The organism is Photobacterium sp. Hal280, from assembly GCF_037162255.1.
In the GTDB taxonomy this organism is placed as follows: domain Bacteria; phylum Pseudomonadota; class Gammaproteobacteria; order Enterobacterales; family Vibrionaceae; genus Photobacterium.
Window position 1 is genome coordinate 898,671 of record NZ_JARLUO010000001.1, and the last position, 20,908, is coordinate 919,578.

General features: G+C 48.7%; 19 protein-coding genes and 3 pseudogenes. 6 read left to right on the forward strand and 16 right to left on the reverse strand.

What is annotated here, in order from left to right:
• Positions 1-53: 53 nt before the first annotated feature.
• Positions 54-710, reverse strand: coding sequence for a Qnr family pentapeptide repeat protein (locus P4S53_RS04345; protein WP_337112060.1), 657 nt, complete (start codon positions 708-710; stop codon positions 54-56).
• A gap of 891 nt (positions 711-1,601) precedes the next feature.
• On the opposite strand from P4S53_RS04345, the gene P4S53_RS04350 reads away from it, so the two are divergent.
• From P4S53_RS04350 to P4S53_RS04360, 3 genes and pseudogenes are all read left to right on the forward strand, one after another.
• The gene (locus P4S53_RS04350; protein WP_337111551.1) at positions 1,602-2,558 is read left to right on the forward strand and encodes a DnaJ C-terminal domain-containing protein; all 957 of its coding nucleotides are present in this window, start codon (positions 1,602-1,604) and stop codon (positions 2,556-2,558) included.
• Positions 2,555-2,872 carry a chaperone modulator CbpM gene (locus tag P4S53_RS04355; protein WP_337111552.1) on the forward strand — a complete coding sequence of 106 codons (318 nt, stop codon included), beginning with the start codon at positions 2,555-2,557 and terminating at the stop codon, positions 2,870-2,872. The genes P4S53_RS04350 and P4S53_RS04355 overlap by 4 nt, the downstream gene beginning before the upstream one ends.
• A 121-nt stretch (positions 2,873-2,993) precedes the next feature.
• Positions 2,994-3,155, forward strand: a pseudogene (locus P4S53_RS04360) (glutathionylspermidine synthase family protein); the annotation flags it as partial.
• A 107-nt stretch (positions 3,156-3,262) separates the two neighbouring features.
• Here the strand turns inward: P4S53_RS04360 and P4S53_RS04365 are convergent.
• From P4S53_RS04365 to rimK, 10 genes and pseudogenes are all read right to left on the reverse strand, one after another.
• The gene (locus P4S53_RS04365; RefSeq protein ID WP_337111554.1) at positions 3,263-3,559 is read right to left on the reverse strand and encodes an antibiotic biosynthesis monooxygenase family protein; all 297 of its coding nucleotides are present in this window, start codon (positions 3,557-3,559) and stop codon (positions 3,263-3,265) included.
• Positions 3,560-3,648: 89 nt separating this feature from the next.
• Positions 3,649-5,253, reverse strand: coding sequence for a mechanosensitive ion channel family protein (locus tag P4S53_RS04370; protein ID WP_337111555.1), 1,605 nt, complete (start codon positions 5,251-5,253; stop codon positions 3,649-3,651).
• 145 nt (positions 5,254-5,398) lie between these two features.
• The gene (locus P4S53_RS04375; RefSeq protein ID WP_120512498.1) at positions 5,399-5,839 is read right to left on the reverse strand and encodes an NUDIX hydrolase; all 441 of its coding nucleotides are present in this window, start codon (positions 5,837-5,839) and stop codon (positions 5,399-5,401) included.
• 115 nt (positions 5,840-5,954) lie between these two features.
• A pseudogene (locus P4S53_RS22575) lies at positions 5,955-6,286 on the reverse strand (DUF3332 family protein).
• Positions 6,287-6,470: 184 nt separating this feature from the next.
• Positions 6,471-6,866, reverse strand: coding sequence for a DUF2391 family protein (locus P4S53_RS04390; protein ID WP_337111558.1), 396 nt, complete (start codon positions 6,864-6,866; stop codon positions 6,471-6,473).
• 182 nt (positions 6,867-7,048) lie between these two features.
• Positions 7,049-8,431 carry a magnesium transporter gene (locus tag P4S53_RS04395; protein WP_337111559.1) on the reverse strand — a complete coding sequence of 461 codons (1,383 nt, stop codon included), beginning with the start codon at positions 8,429-8,431 and terminating at the stop codon, positions 7,049-7,051.
• Positions 8,432-8,448: 17 nt separating this feature from the next.
• A complete protein-coding gene (locus tag P4S53_RS04400) occupies positions 8,449-9,033 on the reverse strand; it encodes a mechanosensitive ion channel family protein (protein ID WP_337111560.1) in 585 nt (194 codons plus the stop codon).
• Positions 9,033-9,989, reverse strand: coding sequence for a zinc transporter ZntB (locus tag P4S53_RS04405; RefSeq protein ID WP_337111561.1), 957 nt, complete (start codon positions 9,987-9,989; stop codon positions 9,033-9,035). The genes P4S53_RS04400 and P4S53_RS04405 overlap by 1 nt, the downstream gene beginning before the upstream one ends.
• 52 nt (positions 9,990-10,041) lie before the next feature.
• Positions 10,042-11,084: pseudogene (locus tag P4S53_RS04410) on the reverse strand (succinylglutamate desuccinylase/aspartoacylase family protein).
• Entirely contained in the window at positions 11,071-11,976 is a 906-nt protein-coding gene (gene rimK / locus P4S53_RS04415) for a 30S ribosomal protein S6--L-glutamate ligase (protein ID WP_337111562.1), read from the reverse strand. Before rimK ends, P4S53_RS04410 begins: the two are co-directional and overlap by 14 nt.
• Before the next feature lie 393 nt (positions 11,977-12,369).
• Between rimK and P4S53_RS04420 the strand changes: the two genes are divergently transcribed.
• Positions 12,370-13,347, forward strand: a complete 978-nt coding sequence (locus tag P4S53_RS04420) for a DUF3187 family protein (protein WP_337111564.1) — start codon at positions 12,370-12,372, stop codon at positions 13,345-13,347.
• Here the strand turns inward: P4S53_RS04420 and P4S53_RS04425 are convergent.
• Positions 13,319-14,230 carry a LysR family transcriptional regulator gene (locus tag P4S53_RS04425; protein ID WP_337111565.1) on the reverse strand — a complete coding sequence of 304 codons (912 nt, stop codon included), beginning with the start codon at positions 14,228-14,230 and terminating at the stop codon, positions 13,319-13,321. The genes P4S53_RS04420 and P4S53_RS04425 overlap by 29 nt on opposite strands.
• Positions 14,231-14,394: 164 nt before the next feature.
• Between P4S53_RS04425 and P4S53_RS04430 the strand changes: the two genes are divergently transcribed.
• Both P4S53_RS04430 and P4S53_RS04435 read left to right on the forward strand, forming a co-directional pair.
• Positions 14,395-15,489: an HlyD family secretion protein gene (locus P4S53_RS04430; protein WP_337111566.1), complete on the forward strand. Its 1,095-nt coding sequence runs from the start codon at positions 14,395-14,397 to the stop codon at positions 15,487-15,489.
• Entirely contained in the window at positions 15,482-17,065 is a 1,584-nt protein-coding gene (locus P4S53_RS04435) for a DHA2 family efflux MFS transporter permease subunit (protein WP_337111567.1), read from the forward strand. The genes P4S53_RS04430 and P4S53_RS04435 overlap by 8 nt, the downstream gene beginning before the upstream one ends.
• Before the next feature lie 337 nt (positions 17,066-17,402).
• Here the strand turns inward: P4S53_RS04435 and P4S53_RS04440 are convergent, their stop codons facing one another.
• From P4S53_RS04440 to P4S53_RS04455, 4 genes are all read right to left on the reverse strand, one after another.
• Positions 17,403-18,041, reverse strand: coding sequence for a hypothetical protein (locus P4S53_RS04440; protein ID WP_337111568.1), 639 nt, complete (start codon positions 18,039-18,041; stop codon positions 17,403-17,405).
• 21 nt (positions 18,042-18,062) lie between these two features.
• Positions 18,063-18,953 (reverse strand): hypothetical protein, encoded by an 891-nt coding sequence (locus tag P4S53_RS04445; protein ID WP_337111569.1) that lies wholly within the window; start codon positions 18,951-18,953, stop codon positions 18,063-18,065.
• A gap of 21 nt (positions 18,954-18,974) precedes the next feature.
• Positions 18,975-19,874, reverse strand: coding sequence for a hypothetical protein (locus tag P4S53_RS04450; RefSeq protein ID WP_337111570.1), 900 nt, complete (start codon positions 19,872-19,874; stop codon positions 18,975-18,977).
• A 166-nt stretch (positions 19,875-20,040) separates the two neighbouring features.
• Positions 20,041-20,784 (reverse strand): hypothetical protein, encoded by a 744-nt coding sequence (locus P4S53_RS04455; RefSeq protein ID WP_337111572.1) that lies wholly within the window; start codon positions 20,782-20,784, stop codon positions 20,041-20,043.
• Positions 20,785-20,908: the final 124 nt, after the last annotated feature.

Sequence of the window (20,908 nt, forward strand, 5' to 3'; positions counted from 1 at the left end):
CGTACGCCGCTAGTCATTGACTAACGGCGTAATTTCACGGCTTTAAAAACGCATCAACCCGGCAGAACGACAATACCAAGAGGTTCCAGCAATTGTTCTTGCTGCCAGTCGCAGATTTTCACACCCGTTAAATCGACTTTTCGGGGATCTAACCCATCAAGCTCTGAATGGCTGAGATCAGCCCCCTGAATAGAAAATTGTCCCCAACAATCTTTAGAGAATGACCCTCGACTTAAATCAGACGACTTAAAAGAGGCCCCTTGAAAATTTGCTCCGACCCATCGGTTCTCAAACAAATCACATTTTTCAATACATTGCCGCTCCAGATTGACATAAGACAAATTACACCCTGTGATATAAGCCGAACAGAAATACATCTGATGACTAACCTGATTCACAAAGCTCGCCTGAATAAAATTGGCACCTTTCAGATCACTATCCCGAAATTCAATACCAAAACAATTTGCACCTTTAAAGTTTGCTAAAGCTAGCTGACAGTCTTTAAAACTCGCATCGCGCAAATCGCAATAGTCAAAATGACAGCCTACGATAGCCCCCGGCTCAATAAACTTACAGTTTTCAAACACTGCATCCCTTAAATTTGATCGGCTAAAGTCACAGCGATAAAACTGACAGTGCTTGAATACAGCTTCTGATAAATCCTGGCGGGAAAAATTAACCTGATTAAATAGTTCATTCTCTTGATACATCATCATCTCCACTCATTTGATTCAGAGTCTAGCATTTAGAATGTATCGAATTAAGAAAAACAAACCATTATAAAACAACAATTTAAACCACCCTGATTTTGCCGTTTTAAGGCACCAAATCGGCTTGTAGTGAAGCGTAAAGCCAACTCATCGACGCCGAAGACGAAGAAAAAAGTTTACCTGCGCAGGAGGCGCAGGAGGATGATTTATGCTGAATAGATGTATCAAGCTGTGTTGCAAGAAATCGTTAACAGCACAGCTGAATTCAACTTGATATAATTATTGGTTAAAACTGTACTGCCGCTTCACTTCCACAACCTGCACCGTGTAGGAGGCGTACCATTTTTCACGACCAAATGCTGGCTGTCTTTGTACAAGTTCTGGATATCCGCTTCGGCGTTCCAGTAGGAAATCGCGATTTCCTGATCCCCTTCTGTCACCGCGATAAAATCCAGACAGCCATATCCGTACTTTCTGAGGTGCCGATACGGGCCTCAGCCCGGACTCTTCGGGCACAACTGGATCTGACGCCGAGACGATGGACTCAATTCGAGCACCGACAGCAAAATGCCGTTCAGTCCATGCTCTGTCATCAGGATTAAAGAGCTGACAAAGAGTGACAACAGTAACTCCAGTGTCGCGATAATTAACACAATGGTGCCTTCTCAAACCCGCTGATGAGTGGTGAGCAGTTTATCTTTACTTGTAAACATAAACGCGTGTCTTGTGTTGTCTCTCTCATGAAACCTGCACTATTTTGCATTGCGCTATAATGGAATGGGCGCAGACGGGAACCGTGATGTCCTGCCACGTCAGAGCTACAAATCAACCGGGTAAATAGCGGCACGCCCGGATGAACCAATCTCAAACTTCAGCCTGAATCGTGGTGTTATGGAATATCGTGATTATTACGCCATCCTTGGAGTTTCCCGCGATGCAACATTAGCGGATATCAAACGAGCTTATAAGAAAAGTGCGCGCAAATATCATCCAGATGTATCGAAGGAAACCGACGCCAAGGAGAAGTTTGTTCAGGCCAAAGAGGCCTACGAGGTGCTCAAGGATCCCCAGAAGCGGGCCGCTTATGATCAATTGGGTAAAGACTGGCATTCCGGGGAGCATTTTCATGTACCGCCAAACTGGGAACGCAATTATCAGTTTTCCAGTGAGGGTTTTTCCCAGGGTGATGCATCTGCATTCTCTGATTTTTTTGAATCGCTGTTCGGCGATCACTTTGATCACAGCGCAGGGCGGCATCATCGCGCTCGAAGAACACATCAACATTTCACAGCCAAAGGCGAAGATATCCACGCCAAGGTTCAAATTGACATTGAAGACAGCTTTCATGGCGCGGTACGCACCCTCACCCTGCCATCATCCCCGCTCGACGGCGCGCACCCTCAGACCGTGAATTTAAAAATTCCTAAAGGGGTCCGGGAAGGTCAGCATATTCGTCTGGGCGGCAAGGGAATGCCCGGCCATGGCGGCGGCACGGCGGGCGATCTTTATCTTGAAATCAGTTTTCGTCCGCACCCGTACTACAGGCTTGAGCAGAAAAATCTGTACATGACCCTCCCCGTCACACCATGGGAGGCAGCCTTGGGCGCTAAAATAAAGATACCGACTCCTACAGGGCCCATCGAGGTGACGGTGCCGGCCAATTCGGTTTCAGGGAAAATACTGCGGCTTCGCGGCCGGGGACTTCCCGGAGCCTCACCCGGAGATATGCTGATCACTCTGAATATTGTCCAGCCCAAGGTGAATAGCGAGCAGGAAAAAGCTCTGTACCGGCAGATGCAGGATCTGATGTCCTTTAACCCTCGTGGCCAATTTGGATTTGAGTCATGAAGAAAAAAATTACGTCAAGCCAGCTCAGTATTACGGTCATTGCAGAGCATGAGCCGACGCTTAACCTGGCCGAGTTTTGTCGCGCTTGTGGTCATCCTGCTGAATGGGTGATCGCCCTGGTTGAAGAAGGGGTTCTGGATCCTCAGGGAGATCGGCCAATTCACTGGCGCTTTGCCACCGTCAATCTGCGCCGTGCTCTGCGCGCCAGTCGTATACAGCAAGATTTGGATTTGAATGTACCCGGAGTCGCTGTGGTACTTGATCTACTGGATGAAATCGAACGGCTGCAACGTCGATTGAATGACCGATATTAAATGCCGCTTTATCCGTCACTAAATCATAAAACTCAGAATTTATTGACATCAGGTGACAAATCTTAAAATAAAACCAGGGTGAAAGTCGCTTTACGAAGCCAGTTTCTGGCAGTGGTTATAGCTTGAAGACTGCGCCAGAAAGGCCGGTCTGAAAATCGAGTGGGTTTATGTTGAAGATATCGGCATCAATCAGGACAGCGTGTTTACCGATCTGAACGATAATCCTACTCGCTGGATGTTCAAGCTCTATCCATGGGAGTTCATGTTCCGGGAAGATACAGCTTACACCACCAAAGATACCTCAATGTTTATTCCGCATATCATTCTGGATTAAACCGGCAGGCACAAAAGCGGCGGATATATCCGCCGCTTAACCACGTAATACGCGAGTTATGACTCATTAAAACTGTACTGCCGCTTCACTTCCACAACCTGCACCGTGTAGGAGGCGTACCATTTTTCACGGCCAAATTGCTGGGCCAGTGCATGCTGGCTGTCTTTGTGCCAGTTCTGGATATCCGCTTCGGCGTTCCAGTAGGAAATCGCAATTTCCTGATCCCCTTCTGTCACCGCGATAAAATCCAGACAGCCATATTTTTCAAAGGCCAGATCCCGCATCACTTTGACCATCTCACCATACTGGCTGTCCTGCTCACCTGTCTTCGCCCTGAAAATCACTGCAAACATTGCTCTCTCCCTGGTTTTCATCTGAACATCCATATCCGAACATTCTGAGGTGCCGATACGGGCCTCAGCCCGTAAGCCAGCGTCGATCATTACGACAAAAGCTGGGCGTCAAACGTGGCCGGGACGATTCTGGAGCCCTGCTTTTCGACGATTTCCATGATGCCCAAATGGATTTCCTGAGCCGCCACCTGATACACAGGCAGGCTTTTGGTGCCAATGTACGCAAAGACATTAATTTCCAGTCCGTGCGCACCGAAGCCACGAAACGTCACCCGCAGCGGCTTTTTATCAACTTTTTCATGATTCTCCAGCAGCAGCTTAATCTCATCAATAATCTGCTTTAATTGCGTGGTCGATGTGCTGTAATCCAGCCGGATATCCGACTTAAACCGGATCTTTTCCCGCATCGAAATATTTTCGATTTCCATTTCAGACAGCTTGGCATTCGGCACATGGATTACGGTTCTGTCTATGGTTCTGATACGGGTGCAGCGCAGGCCAATTTCTTCAACCGTGCCCCGAATGCCGCCAAAATTGCACAGATTCCCCACTTTTACCGGCGCCGCGGAATAAAGCATCATGGTGCCAATGAAGTTTTCCAGTGTTTGCTTGGAGGCCAAAGCCAGGGCAACACCGCCCACGCCCATACCGGCCAGCAAGGCAGTGGCATTAAAACCCTGGTATTCCATCCAGGACAAGACTGCAAAAATCAGCAAAATAATACGGATAAAGGTCAGGAAAGGACGAACCATAGCCGCCCCTTGCTTGTTACCGTTGTTAATTAAACGCTCACGAATGAGGTACTGAAAAAGCCCAATCGCCGACCAGCCCAGCCACAGACTGGCGCCAAACAGCAGATAACCATTGTTGAGAAAAGCTCTGGCGTTGGCCGTCAGCGTTGCGCTCGACAGCAACAGATGGTCCAGCCCCAGTGCGGTAAAGAACAGCAGCGGCTTGGCGATTAAACCCGCCAAGTCTTCTTTCATCTTGATGTCTGTTTTGCGGACCAGCCAGGCCGTGATCAGACACACTGGCGTAACAACAGCAAAAGAGGCGAACAGGCAAGTAAAGAGAAAGACGATTTCCCAGAGGCTGAGTTTGAACAGATAGCCGTCCGGTACATTCTGGATGAACCATTCAGTCAGCGGACTGTAGCCCAGTTCTTCATACAGACTCGGGACCAGTGCGACCGTGGCATTGGAGATCTTCCAGATTTTACCCAGTTTTTTACTCGGAACCTGCTGCAACAGCAGTGAAACTTCGGCATTTTTGACATTGATATTGCCGAACGACTCGCGATAGTCAGGCAGCAGATCATCCAGATCCCCTGCCGGGGTATCATCGATATCCTGCAGGTTGATCCACAAATTTCGCTCAATGATCGCATGGAGTTTTCTGGCGTATTCTTCCCCGTTGCTGGCGCTCATTCCTTTTGGCATGTAACGCAAGTCCAGGTATTTCGCCGCTTTGGTGTAGTCCTGCTCGTAAACCGCTTCCAGAAACCCTTTCAGCGATCCTCTGGGCGTATCGCGATCCAGAGAATCTTTGTAATCATAGGCAGCATTCACCGCCTGCCCAGCCGCTGTCGTTGCCGGGTCTGCAGGATTGCTCAGTCGTAGGTTAGGCGCCGCAGTCGCGAGAAACGGCACAAAAAAGCAGCAGAACAGAAAGGTTCTGAACAAGGTTAGCATCATCGGGTTCCGTCTGAATATCCAAAGCTGGTGCGATTTTATAAGCGACAGCATTCAGAGGCCAGAGATTGTTATGCGCTCAATGCACATACTCTCAAAGGCACAGAATACAAGTGATGCTCCACATCACCATGCCGATAGTTGAACGCTAAGCTGACAAGGTCTGCTGAGCTTTCAGCGCCACGTCGGCCACTTTTTCGATCAGGTCCGCTTGGCTGCTAACAATGTCGGCCACGGACATCCAGCGACAATCACTGGCGTCATCACCCGGCTGCAGCTCTCCTGCCAGATAGCGGCAAAGGACAGGCACCAGAATAAAGTGATGGTGACAATTGTCAGCATCAAATTCATTCACTTCAACCACTTCCAATAAGTGTTCAGCTGCCGCGATCACACTGGTTTCTTCTTTCAATTCACGCACAGCCGCATCACGCAGGCTTTCACCCGGCCAGACCGAACCACCGGGAAATCCCCAGCCACCTTTTTGCGGTTCATTTTTGCGTTGAACCAGAATGAGTTGATCGTCTTTGTAGGTGACGGCGAGCACCGCCACTTTAGGTGATGAAAACGCACTGTGTTGCTGAGGCATACCGGGCTTCCGAATTCTGTTTCAGGAACCCCATGATATCGCATGTTTTACGCAGAAAGTACCTGCCAGCCCACAGCCGTTAGCGCCGAGCGGCAGGTTCAGAGGGGCGAATCATTCAGTTCAGCGGTTTGATGGGCGCCGTTTTCAGATCGTCATCCAGCTGATCATTGATCTTGATGTAATCTTCACCTTTCACGTCATAGATAGACTGTTTTTGCGTCACAATATTTTCACCGGTCCAGAATTCTATCGGGTTCAGCACACCATAGTCTGCAACCGTGTGATCGCGTAAACCGGAGACATCAAGATGGTAAGGCCGCCACGGGCGTAACGGTTATCCACCACATCCATATTGAATTTCATGGTCGCGTTAGTGGCAGCCATCTGGCCGGCACACCCCGTTAATAAAGACACCAGAGAGACCGCAACAAAAGCCATTTTTTTCATTACTCAATACCCATAAATAAAACAGGGTTTAATTGTAACCGTGTGCTTATCGTTTAAAACCTGTAGCCTGTTAAATCTGGTTTAAATTCAGCATACATTCAGTTAAAAAACGACGTTCAATTACATTGAGAAATAATTAGCGGCATCCTATTTGACCGGCTGAATGTGTTTAAGAAAATGCCCGCTATTCTTTGTCAAAACTGTCCACAATAATCGCTCCCATAGAAGCAGGCATGGCAATAATCAGTGCCCGCTTAACGGCAACAACCCAGTTATCGATGAGCGGGAACTGGTTCAACGAAAACAGGATCAGGCAAACCACCAGATAGGTGATCAGGTAAGCGCCAAACACCCTGACCAGAAAGACAGGTACGCGTTTGCGGATATTCTGACCAAACATAGACTGATAAGCATACAGCCCCATGAAAGCCAAGGTGAGCACAACAAGGACAGACAAATTCAGCAGTGGCAGAGATTCACTCAGTTGCCAGGCTTCTTCAGAAAAGGAAATGGGGACGCCCAGAGCAAAGGCGCCAATCACAATCTGGCCTAAATCTTCTGCGTTGAATTTCCAATCCATTGACTGCTCCGGTTCTGTGTATTTTGCTCAAGGCCATCTCCCCCTTTTCAAGGGGGAGGCCAGGCGGGGGCGACAGGGCACAATCGTCAAATCCGTGTCCGATTCACGAACCCCACCCTGACCCTCCCCTTGCCAAGGGGAGGGAATCTTCGTGATTTCAGTAAGCTCCGTACTGTCGTGGTTCAGCCCAGCAAAAACAGGCTGCCAAGACCGAGAAAGGTAAAAAAGCCCACCACATCTGTGACTGTGGTTAATATGACTGACCCTGACAGGGCAGGATCAATCTCGTATTTATCCAGGATCACCGGAATCACGACACCGGCAATGGCCGCAACCACAATATTAATCGTGATTGCTGCGGCTATCACGCCGCCAATCGCTATACTGCTGAACCAGACAGCCGCCACAATGGCGATAACCACCGCCCAGAGCACGCCGTTCAGGCAGGCAACCAGCAGCTCTTTCTTGGCCAGCGACCAAACGTTACCAAAGGTGATCTGCCCCATCGCCAGACCGCGGATAATCAGAGTTAAGGTCTGGCTGCCAGCAATACCGCCCATTGACGCCACCACAGGCATCAGGACCGCCAGTGCCACCACCTGGCTGAGCGTGGCTTCAAACAATCCGATCGTCCAGGACGCCAGAAATGCCGTGAGCAGGTTAATGCCCAGCCACAAGGCACGACGTTTTGCACTGAGCCAAACGGGGGCAAACAGGTCGGTGTCTTCATTCAGACCCGCCCGCGCCATCAACCTGGCTTCATAGGTTTCCCGGGTAATTTCCATCGCCAGCCGCAGTGTCGCACGGCCGACAAAGCGGCCGGATTCATCCACCACCGCCATCGCCGCCTGATCCGAGTGTTCAAGACGCTCAGCCGCATCGTAAACATCCATGTCCGCTTTCAGGGGAGAGGCAATATCATCTTCCAGACTGTCCACTCTGACCTGGCCATCGGCCGCCAGCAGGACAGGCAATGACACCTCGCCTTTATACAGTCCTTTTTTGTCAACTATATAGACGCGATCCAGCATCGGGTGATCGGCACGCCGCACCGCTCGCAAGGCTTCGAACACCCGGGTATTCGGGGTGAGCATCACCAGGCTGTGATCCACATAACGGCCGATCTGATCTTCATCATACTGCTGGCTCTGTTCGTACCAGGACTTCTGATCCTGACTCATTTTCGCCAGCGCAAAGTCCACCAGCTTATCGGACAGACTCTGCGACAGTTCGATCAGATCTTCTGCATCCAGCCCATGCAGCATGGCCCGCAGATCCGGCATGCTGAGATTATCAATCAGCACCCCCCGGGCATCGGAGCGCATCGCAACCAGAACTTCTACCCGCTCTTCCGGGGCAACGGTCTGCCAGAGAGCCAGACGCTCATCAATCGGCAAAGATTCCAGCAGTAAACCCAGCTCTGACGTTTCCAGCACTTCTGAGGCTTCTGAGAAGACCCTTTCCTGCTCTTCGTCATGAGCCCGGTTCAGATCTTCAACCCACTGACTGAGTTCCTGTTGTGGCAGAAGATCTTTCACCGCTGCTTTGTCTTGTTCTTCATTCATAGTTTTTCTTACATTGTTTACTGCTGCGTGCTTGCCTGTGGGGTATTAACCGCCTCAGGCTGCTCATTGTCCGGCTTAGGGTTTACCACCAGCTGAGTCAGTTTAATTACGGGTTTTTGCAAAATAATGTTATTGGGATAGGTGATCAGGCTGCCATCGGTACGCTCAATAATCACATGAAACATGGTGATATCCTTGATCACACCGCTGATGTCATCGTCTTTATCCACCACTTTGACCCGATCGCCGATACGGTAGGGAAACACAAAAAAGATCAGCACACTCGCCGTCACGTTGCTCAGCATGGACCATTGCGCGAACAAGGCGACACCCAGCACCGCAAAGGCCGAGGAAAAAAACAGTGAAATATCACTGTATCCCAGTCCCAGGCTGATCACCGTCACACTAAACAGCACGAAAAACACCACAGACGATAAAACGCGCGAGATAAAGCGCACTCTGGCTTCACTCACCATCTTGGTCTTACCCAGCCGGGTCAGCCACAAGTTGATCACACGTTTCGCAATTGTGTAAACAATCAGAAAAACCAGAATAATAAACAGGTTATAAGCCAACCGACTTTGTAGAACGGCTTCTATCATTAAATGAATTTCATCCTTCTGAACAAAATAATCTCAATCACGGTAATCACTAATAGCGCGATGCAAAACAGCCAGAATGCCGTGGAGGAATCCACACCGGGCATGCCGCCAATATTAACGCCCAGTAAGCCGGTAAGAAAACTGATTGGCAGGAAAATAATGGAGATCATCGAAATAAGATACGTGTTGCGGTTGACCTTCTCAGACTGCATCTGGCCCAGATGCTGATTGATGACTTGGATCTGGTCGATATAAAAGTTGATTGATTCGTTAATCCGTACCACAAGATCACGGCAGTTCAGCAAAGGCATACGCAAAACGTCCAGCCCCGCTATCTCCGACTGCAGCAGGTCGTCCAACGCATAGCGCTGGGGCGTCAGAAAACGACGAATTTTCAGCAAGCGTTTATTCAGATGCGCCAGTGACTGGCTGTCCGCTTCATCCTGATGTTCTGCGTAATATTCGATATCTTCTTCAATCGGGTCGAGAAAGGTTTCAATATTGCGGTTCAGTTTATCAACAATAGTTGCCAGCATGGCCAGCAGGCTCGACGGGCCCTTTCCTTCCTCACACTGACGTCGTGCCTCCGCAATGGCCCGGGACGGGTATTTACGGGTCGAGATCAGGCAACCTTTGAAATAGAGAAACCGGATACTTAACATATCGTCCGGATTATTGCCTTCATTCAGATTGATGCCGCGCAGGATCAGCAGGAAAGTGTCTTCCCCCAACTGCTCGAAACGCGGACGTGTATCATCCGCCAGTAACGCTGAAGTCAGCGACGGTGGCACGCCCACTTTGGACAACCAGTGCTTCAGCCCGCTGGCATCACGCTGACAGTGATACCAGCAGTCTTTTTCCAGCGTCTCGCAATCTTCAAGCGTCAGTTGACGCGGTGTATTACCTAATTGCCAGCCGTCAATAAACCACTCATTACCAGGTTCCGAATTGACCATACAGTGCGCCTCCCGTGCGCAAAAAAATAAGAATGGTTAGCTCAACATCCCATCAGGTGATATCGACTTCATCGCTGACTTCATCAAGAAATGATTCAATTTGTTGCTCAACTTCTGAACTTGCCCCTTTACTGAAATAAGCAAGATGAAAAACGGCGTCCCCTTCATTGACCAAGGGCAGCATTTGCTGGCCGATGACAATGCCGTCTCTGGGGGCAACCATAGTGTCTTCACCATGGCCAAGCGGGGCGCTGATATAGGCCAGTACCTGCCCTTTGGTGACCCGCTCCCCCAGAGCCACCACACAACGCACGATCCCATTCTGCTCAGCCCTCACCCAGCTGCTGGAGCGGGCGATAAAAGGCGAGGCCGGCTCTTTTTCCGGCTCACCCGGCGTATCATTCCCAGCATCCGCATGACACTTACGATGCCCTTCACCGCCGCGGCAATCACCAGTGGCTCAAACCGCAACGCTTCCCCGCCTTCGTAGGTGATGACAGGAATTCCTGCGGCATCAGCCACCGCCCGTAATGAGCCATCGCGAATCGCGGCATCCAAAATCACAGGGGTGCCGAAGGCATGCGCCATTTCCGCACTTTCCTGATCCTCCAGATTCGCCCTTACCTGAGGCAGATTTCCCCGGTGAATGGCACCTGTGTGCAAATCGATAATGTGCGTGCACTTTTTAACGACATGTTCACTGAACTGGTAGGCCATGCGGGCTGCCGTGGAGCCGCGCTCAGAACCGGGAAAACACCGGTTGAGATCGCGTCTGTCAGGCAAATAGCGGGATTTATGAATAAACCCGAACACGTTCACAACAGGCACGGCCACCAAAGTACCGTGCAATTTTAATGGATCCACTTTGTTGAGCAGTTGTCTGACCGCTTCCACACCATTGAGCTCATCACCATGAATAGCAGCGCTGACCAGCATTACGGGACCCTGATAGCGCCCGTTCACCACATGAACCGGAATATGCAGTGGTGAATGGGTATATAACTGGGCGGCTTCTAAATCGATGGTGGCTGATTGTCCTGGCGGCACTTGAGTGCCAATAAATTCGATGACTTTGTTTAATCTAGCCTTTGCCACTGGTGCGCGTCCTCTGCGGTTTTGCGGTTGATTCTATGTATTTGATTATCATACCCGCGATATCCTTACCAGTCGCTTGTTCAATACCTTCCAAACCTGGGGAGGAGTTCACTTCCATCACCAGCGGCCCGCGCTGAGAACGCAGTAAATCCACACCGGCCACGCGCAGCCCCATCACCTTCGCAGCAAGCACAGCCGTCTTACGTTCTTCCGGCGTAATCCGAATTAACGACGCCGATCCGCCACGGTGTAAGTTAGAGCGAAATTCCCCTTCGGCCCCCTGGCGTTTCATTGCGGCGATCACTTTATCGCCGATCACGAAACAGCGGATATCCGCACCACCGGCTTCCTTGATGTATTCCTGCACCATGATGTTCGCTTTCAGGCCCAGAAACGCTTCAATCACACTTTCTGCCGCCTTGCGGGTTTCCGCCAGGACCACGCCGATGCCTTGCGTCCCTTCCAGCAGTTTGATCACCACAGGTGCACCGCCCACCATTTCAAGCAAGTCGCCAATATCGTCCGGCTTACTGGCAAAGCCGGTGATCGGCATCCCGACCCCTTTGCGCGACAGCAATTGCAGCGAACGTAATTTATCCCGGGAGCGGGTAATCGCGACAGATTCATTGACCGGAAAAACGCCCATCATTTCAAACTGACGCAATACCGCACAGCCATAAAAAGTCACTGATGCGCCGATGCGCGGAATAATGGCATCAAATCCGGATAAATCCTGTCCTTTGGAGTGGATGGAAGGCTGGTCGGAATTGATGTTCATGTAGCAGCGCAATGCATCAATGACCTGTGCCTCGTGCCCACGCGCACGGCAGGCTTCAATCAGACGACGGGTTGAGTACAGCTTTGAATTACGGGAAAGGATACCAATTTTCATTGTCACTCCAAAAAATGCATAAACAGGTGTTGCACGTCAGAATGGAACAACCGGAACAACAGCCTAGGGTGTCAACCGGTATACAAGAATGCTGCTCTGTAGCACTCAAGCAGAGTGCCAGCTTCAATAGTCACAGTGTAGACAATCAGATGGCGTTCAGCTTTCTCCGCCTGAGGGTTGCAATTGTGAGGCAAGTTGCACACAGGACTTCACTTATACTGCTCTAATCGCAGGTGAATTAATCCTGACTTTATCTGATAACTATATTTCGTTCATGACTATCTGCATTTCATGACTATAGTGACAGATTGGTCATATTGCACAACAGCTTAGCGGTCTGCGATCGCAATCAAGTACGATAAAAAACGGATTATCCGGCACTCAGAGAAATGAATGACATGCTTTCAGTATCCGGCAGTGACAAGCACGCTCGTTATTGGCTTGTCTGTTTGGCACCCAGCCTTCGCAGCGCCGCCAAATCCACAGGATTTTGGCCCGCTGAAAACCTATGCCCAATCGCCGCTGCAGTCTAACAGCCTGAGCCCGCAGCTCAGAAGTGGTTTTGCGTTACCCGAAGACACGCTGGAATTTTACGCCACGGCAGCCACGGCCAGTATCTGGGCGGAAACCCCTGAATATCGGGCCGATTACTATCAGTCCACGTTCAGCACCGGCTTATTGTGGCAAGTCTCAGCCGGCTGGCAGCTGGAGCTGGACGCCAGCTGGCGAATTGCCCTGGACAGCCATTTGGATAACCTGACGTTCGGCTTTCATAACCTGTTCGGCATCAGCCTGAATGGCCGTGAAGATGTGCCCAGGCACAGCTTTGATATTTCGATCCCTGAATACGGGGTGGAATATTCTGATTTCAAAGGCGAGACGCTGACACGGATGCTGACTCTGTACAGCGGCTGGCAGATACTGGATCGCCCAAGGGAAGCGCTGTCTGTCGGTGCCTCGCTGTATTACAACTATGTAAGCTCAGGCCCGTTCCACAACCATAATCTGGAGCAGGCTTTACAGCTTAATTACAGCTATCATCGGGACCGCCATCGCTTTCACGCCATGTTCGGCGGGGTTTATCGTGATAATCCGGCGGCACTCATTCCTTATAACACGCTGACCTATGCCGCAGCTGCCGGCTGGCAGTATCAGTTCAATGGACCCCACCGAGTCTTGCTGGAATACCATTTCTACGAAGGTGCATCAGAAGCCGCCTCTGCGCTGTCAAAAGCCTCAAACGAGATGCTGGCAGGATACCGCTATCATTTTTCCACCAGCGTGGTGGAACTGATCCTGACTGAAAATGTATTGAATATGGATAACAGCCCGGATGTGGCGATTACCCTGGGCTATCGGCAACGCTGGTGATCACCTCAAAGCGCTCGAGCAAAAAATCAATAAACAGACGAAGCCGGTTCGGGATCAATTCCCGCTGCGGGTAAACAAAGCTGATCGGCACAACCGGCGACACCCAGCCTGGCAGTATCTGTATCAGTTCACCACGCTCAATGTGCTCCCGACAGATAAATTCCGGCAACATGGCGATACCCAGGCCATCCAGACACGCCGACACTGCCGAGGTGATGGTATTCACCCTGAAACGATACGGCAGTTCAATCTGCACCTGCTGTCCGTCTTTTTCCAGCGCCCAATGCGGTATCTTCACGGCGTTATAAATTTTGATCTGATGATGCGGCGCAGCCAAATCCGCCGGCGACTCAATGTTGCCGTTGAGCGCGAGGTAGTCAGGGCTGGCAACGAGAATCCGCCGTGAGGAATGAAACGGTCTTGCCACCATGCCGGAATCGTTAATGTCACCCACCTGCACGTACAGATCGACGCCTTCAGCAATCAGATCAACTTCCCGGTTGCTTAACTCAAGGTGCAGGCTGACATGCGGGTACTGTTTCAAAAATGCGTTGATGCTCTTGCCAAACACTTTCTGCCCGATCTCGACAGGCATCACCACATTCAGCCTGCCTCGGATCAAATCCTGGTTTGCCGTCACTTCAAGCTCAGCCTGGCTCGCAATTTCGACCACCTGACGGCACGACTGATAAAACGCTTCCCCTTCATGGGTCAGCACCAGATTGCGGGTGCTGCGTGTCAGCAGGCGCACTGCCAGATCTTTCTCCAAATCCGCTATTTTCCTGCTGATTGTCGATTTCGTAATGTCCATCGCCTCGGCGGCTTGCGTAAAACTCCCGCATTCCACCACCTGGGCGAACATCACCATTGCATTTAAATCCATACCACTACCCATTATTCAGAAAGCTGTCAGCAACAATGCGACTCGCAACATCACCATTAGTGAAAAGTTCGCAACAGTGTTTTCGCTTTTTCCTATCTAATAAACCAATTCATAATTTTTTACAATTCATGCCCCAAACATAAATCACAACAATACGAATTCTCATGACCGAGCAAGCCTCAAAGACATCTTCACGCCTTCCTCTTATTGCTACGCTGACGCTGGGTCTTATCGCCGTGTCGGTGGGAGGATACTGGTACGGCTACGGCCGCTATTTTGAAACCACAGACAATGCCTATTTACAGGGTGAGATCACCAATATCAGCCCCAAAGTGGCCGGCTATATTCAGGCAACCTATGTCAGCGATAATGACAGCGTCAAAGCAGGACAACTGCTTGCCACCATTGACGATCGCGATTATCAGGCCGCACTGGAAAAAGCCAAGGCCAACCTGGTGGTGACACAAGCTGCAGTCGCCCACCTGAATGCCCAGTTTGCGCTGCAGAAAACCGTGATTCGCCAGTCCGCCAGCCAGGTCAGTTCAGCGCAGGCAGAGCTGGAGCGGGCTCAGCAGCAAGACACCCGAGCCCGCTCGCTGCTGGCCAAAAACTATTCATCGCAAGATGAAGTCGACGATGCCAGTTCGCACCTGAAAGTCACTGCCGCCGAACTGGAAGCCGCAAAGGCCAGCCTGCAGGCAGCCAAAGATCAGCTGCTGGTCCTCAACAGCCAGAAAAGTCAGGCGGAAGCTTCGGTACAGGAAGCCAGGGTGCAGGTCAAACAGGCGGAGCTGGATCTCAGTTACACTCGTATTTATGCCCCGGTTGACGGCATTGTCGGCAAGCGCAGCCTGAGGATCGGGCTGTATGTCCAGCCGGGCATGCCGCTGCTCAGTCTGGTGCCCAGCCGCGATGTCTGGATTGAAGCCAATTTTAAAGAAACTCAGCTTGCCAGTATTCATCAGGGACAACAGGTGGCATTTGAGCTGGATGCCTATCCGGGTCAGACCCTGGAAGGTGTGGTCGACAGCTTTTCTCCCGCCACCGGGGCAAAGTTTGCGTTACTGCCGCCCGAGAATGCCACGGGCAACTTCACCAAAATTGTTCAGCGGGTGCCGGTTAAGATCATCATTCCACACCCTGAGCAGCTCGCCGGTCAGCTACTACCGGGCCTGTCTGTGGTCGCAACCATAGATACCCGCTCAGTGTCAGCGCAGGGGGAAGAAACTCTGGCAAAAGCTGAGGTCGCTCATGAGTGAACAGGCCCTGCCTCAGGCAACCCCTGCCCTTGATCAACGTTCTGAGGATGACGTTCCGCTCCGGCACTGGATTGCCCTGCTGGGCGGTATGCTGGGCGCGTTTATGGCAATTCTCGATATTCAGATCACCAACTCCTCGCTGAAAGACATTCAGGGCGCGCTGTCCGCCACCCTGGATGAAAGCTCGTGGATCTCCACCTCGTATCTGGTAGCAGAAATGATTGCGATCCCGCTAAGCGGATGGCTATCGACAGCACTGGGAGCACGCCGCTACCTGATTGGCACCACGGTGATTTTCACTGTGTCGTCTCTGTTGTGTTCTGTCGCCTGGAGTATGAGCTCCATGATTGCCTTTCGCGCCATGCAGGGTTTCAGTGGCGGGGCGTTAATTCCGATGGCGTTTTCACTGGTAGTCCAGCTGTTACCGGTTCATAAACGGGCCATCGGGATGGCGATGTTTGGCGTCACGGCCACTTTTGCGCCGTCTATCGGCCCCACTCTGGGTGGCTGGCTGACGGAGCATCTGTCGTGGCACTACATTTTTTACATCAACCTGCCACCGGCGTTGCTGATGCTGGCTATGCTCCGCTATGGCCTGGATGATCAGCCCATGAATATCAGCAGTCTGAAAAATGCCGACTGGGTTGGCATCGCGACCATGGCGGTTGGCCTGGGCTGTCTGGAAGTTATGCTGGAGGAAGGAAACCGGGAAGAGTGGTTCAGTTCGCACTTTATCATCGGGTTAACGGTGATCGCTGTGCTGAGCATCGTGGCCTTCGTCGTCAATGAACTGCGGCACCCAAAACCCCTGGTGAACCTGAGGCTGCTCAGTAACCCGCACTTTGCGATGTCAGGGCTGGCTTATCTGATCCTGGGTATGGCGTTACTGGGTTCCATTTTTGTTCTGCCCATGTATCTGACGCAAATTCATCATTACAATGCGCTGGAGATCGGAAAAGTGCTGATGTGGATGGGGTTTCCTCAATTGTTACTTTTCCCTTTGATCCCCAAACTGACGCAAGTTATTAAACCCAAGTTTCTGGTGGCATTTGGTTTCATCATGTTCGGCATCAGCTGTTATGTGAATACCCACATGAGCCAGGATTTTGGCGGACAGCAGATGATACTGTCGATGTTACTGCGGGCCATTGGCAGCCCCTTTATCATTGTGCCGCTGTCACTGGTCGCGATGCAGACGATACAAAAGCACCAGACCCCGGATGCCTCGACCATCACCAATGTGTTACGCAACCTGGGCGGCGCCTTCAGCATCGCACTGATAGCCACCATGCTGGACAACAAAGCGCGGGAGCATCTGGCTCACATCAAGGCCAGCTTACCCAGCGTCAGCAACGATGCATGGCACCAACTGGCCCAGCAAGCCGGGCATTACCTGCAGCAGGGTACAGACCCAACAACCGCCATGCTGAAAGCCAAAGCCAGTCTGGCACAAAGCATGCAAACCGACGCTTACATCATGGCATATAACGATGTGTTCATGATGATGACTGGCTTTCTGGTGTTCGCCGCCATTCTGGTGCTGTCTTTACCGGACGCAGAGCCGGCAAAGGATTGATCCATCACCACTGGGACAATATGTTGTTCTCGTTCGCGCCTTGTCAGCTCAAATACTGGCAAGGCGTTTATTCAATGAAAAACCCATTAATTGCATTGCTCAGTATTATCAAGATGTGGTGAGGTTTGTGCGACTATGTCTTTAATCTCCTGAGGCGGCACATATTCATACAGCTCATCAAAAATATCTTTTTTATCACTCGGTATCTGACCATAAGGATAAAAACCATTAATCATAGATATAATTTTATCTTTGTCCCCTTGTTGACAGTATATCTGTGTCGAAAAAAACTTATATTCTTTAAACTTAATTTCATTATATTCCGTTTCTGAGAATTTCATAAAACGGTGAAATAATAAAAAAAATCCCTTGGTTCATCAGAGTCATCATGCTCTCTTAAGAAAAAGATATCATCATAGGTACTGATGCGCTGTAACAGCATGTACTTATCTAAGTTTGCTCCGCTCAATACCAGCCAGGTCACCCCCAGCCCGGCAAAACCCGCCAACGCCGACGGGCCAATGATAAATACAGCAGCCAGTGACCCAACAGCGGCAACAGCCAGCAACTTTCTTAGAATCGCGTTGCCTATTTTTGATGAATGAACATGACTTTCAGTTATCAGACCATAACGACTCAAGATGTAGTGATGGCGGAATCTCGGAAATAAAGTGATCTTTCCAATGGTTAGGCTTGCAAAAATGACAGCTCCATACATCGGCCAAGTAAATGGTTCAGTAATTGCAGCAATAACATTAAATTCAAATGCAATCAATAGAATGAAAAATGAAAATAGCACAGATATTAATGTCATCAACATCACATAATATTTACGCCGACTTGGATAAGGTTGCTGAAAGGCTATGACTTCCCATTCAATTTTATCCGGATCCGAGGTTATTTTTCCATATAGATCTTTAACCTCGGTTTCTGTTGGTACCTGAGCTTTTGTTAATGGTCCGGTAACTGCATCCATGCTCAATTCCTTATCCACCAATTAACTGCATTGCTCAACATCATCTCGATACGGTGATGTCTGTGTTTCTAGATCCATGATTTCCTGAGGTGGTAAATATCTGGCTGCACCTTTAAACAAGTCCTTTTTATCACTTGGAATTTTCCCATAAGGGAAAAAATCATTAAATTTATTCATAATTCTTTGTTTGTCACCTTGCAAACAATATATATCAGTTGATGTGACATTATATTGTTCTAATTTAATAACGGACTCTTCAGATTCTTCGAAGATATATCCACGGTGATATATTAAAAAATAATCTCTTGATTCATCATGATCATCATGTTCCCTTAAGAAAAATATCTCATCATGCGTACTAATACATTGCGACAACAAATACTTATCCAGATTCGTTCCGCTTAATACCAGCCAAGTCACCCCCAGCCCGGCAAAGCCCGCTAGCGCCGACGGGCCAATGATAAACACCGCCGCCAGTGAACCAACAGCGGCAACAGCCAGCAACTTTCTTAGGATCGCGTTGCCTGTTTTTGATGAATGGACATGATCTTCAGTAATCAGACCATGACGGCTTAGAATGTAGTGATGGCGAAATCTCGGAAATAAAGTAATTTTTCCTACTGTTAAACTTATAAATATAATACCGCCAAGCATGAACCAAGTAAAACCATCGGTGATTGCTTTCATAACATCAAATGATTCACCAATTAAAATGAGAAGAAATATAATCAAATTTAACATTAATGTCATCAACGCCACATAATATTTACGCCGACTCGGATAAGGCTGTTGAAAAGCGACTACTTCCCATTCAATTTTATGAGGATCTGAATTTATTTTTTCATACAGTTCTTTAACTTCTATTTCTGTTGGTACCTTAGCTTTGGTTAATGGTCTGGTAACTGCAGCCATGCTCAATTCCTTATCCACCAATTAACTGCATTGCTCAGCATTATCAAGATGTGGTGAGGTTTGTGCGACTATGTCTTTAATCTCCTGAGGCGGCACATATTCATACAGCTCATCAAAAATATCTTTTTTATCACTCGGTATCTGACCATAAGGATAAAAACCATTAATCATAGATATAATTTTATCTTTGTCCCCTTGTTGACAGTATATCTGTGTCGAAAAAAACTTATATTCTTTAAACTCAATCTCATTATCTTCTGTTTCTGAGAATTTCATAAAACGATGAAATAACAAAAACAAATCCCTTGGTTCATCAGAATCATCATGCTCTCTTAAGAAAAAGATATCATCATAGGTACTGATTCGCTGTAACAACATGTACTTGTCTAAATTTGCTCCGCTCAATACCAGCCAGGTCACACCCAGTCCTGCAAAGCCCGCTAACGCCGACGGGCCAATCATAAATACCGCAGCCAGTGAGCCAAAAGCGGCAACAGCCAATAACTTTCTAAGAATGTTGTTACCTATTTTGGATGAATGAACATGACTTTCAGTTATCAGACCATAACGACTCAAAATATAGTGATGGCGGAATCTTGGAAATGCAGTGATTTTACCAATAGTTAAGCTCACAAAAATTGCGCTACCAAACAGCATCCAAGTTGTAGAGTTTATAATAGCAGCAATAAAATCAAACTCTTCTGCAATAAACGCTATCATAAACATCATAAACATCATAAACATCAATGCTAATGTCATGATCAGAATATAATATTTACGACGACTCGGATAAGGTTGCTGAAAGGCTATGACTTCCCATTCAATTTTTTCCGGATCCGAGTTTATTTTTTCATATAGATCTTTAACTTCCGTTTCTGTTGGCACCTGAGCTTTCGTTAATGGTCTGGTAACTGCATCCATGCTCAGTCCCTATTCTTCAATTAACTGCATTGATCTGCATTATCAAGATGTGGTGAGGTTTGTGCGACTATGTCTTTAATCTCCTGAGGCGGCACATATTCATATAGCTCATCAAAAATATCTTTTTTATCACTCGGTATCTGACCATAAGGATAGAAACCATTAATCATAGAGATAATTTTATCTTTGTTCCCTTGTTGACAATATATTGATGTAGAAAAAAATCATAATCTTCTAATTCAATATTATTATTCTCATCTTCTTTATAATTTGTATAGCGATGAAATAACAAAAACAAATCCCTTGGTTCATCAGAATCATCATGCTCTCTTAAAAAAAAGATATCATCATAGGTGCTGATGCGCTGTGACAACATATACTTATCTAAATTCGTTCCGCTTAATACCAGCCAAGTCACCCCCAGCCCGGCAAAGCCCGCTATCGCCGACGGGCCAATGATAAACACCGCCGCCAGTGAACCAACAGCGGCAACAGCCAGCAACTTTCTTAGAATCGCATTTCCTATTTTTGATGAATGAACATGACTTTCAGTTATCAGACCATACCGGCTCAAAATGTAGTGATGGCGGAATCTGGGAAATAAAGTAATTTTCCCTACTGTCAAACTTATAAATATAACACCACCAAGCATGAACCAAGTAAAACCATCGGTGATTGCTTTCATAACATCAAATGATTCACCAATTAAAATGAGAAAAAACATAATCAAATTTAACATTAATGTCATCAACGCCACATAATATTTACGCCGACTCGGATAAGGTTGCTGAAATGCGATGACTTCCCATTCAACTTTATCCGGATCCGAGGTTATTTTTTCATATAGATCTTTAACTTCCGTTTCTGTTGGCACCTGAGCTTTCGTTAATGGTCTGCTAACCTGTTCCATTTCTCGTTAACCTTCTATAAAAATACGATTATCTGGTACAAAAACGGGCGAGCGGGCGAGCTGTGAAGTGATAAAACTTCGGCTAGGATCAACGGGGTTTACTCCGGGCGATACGGATGGCGGT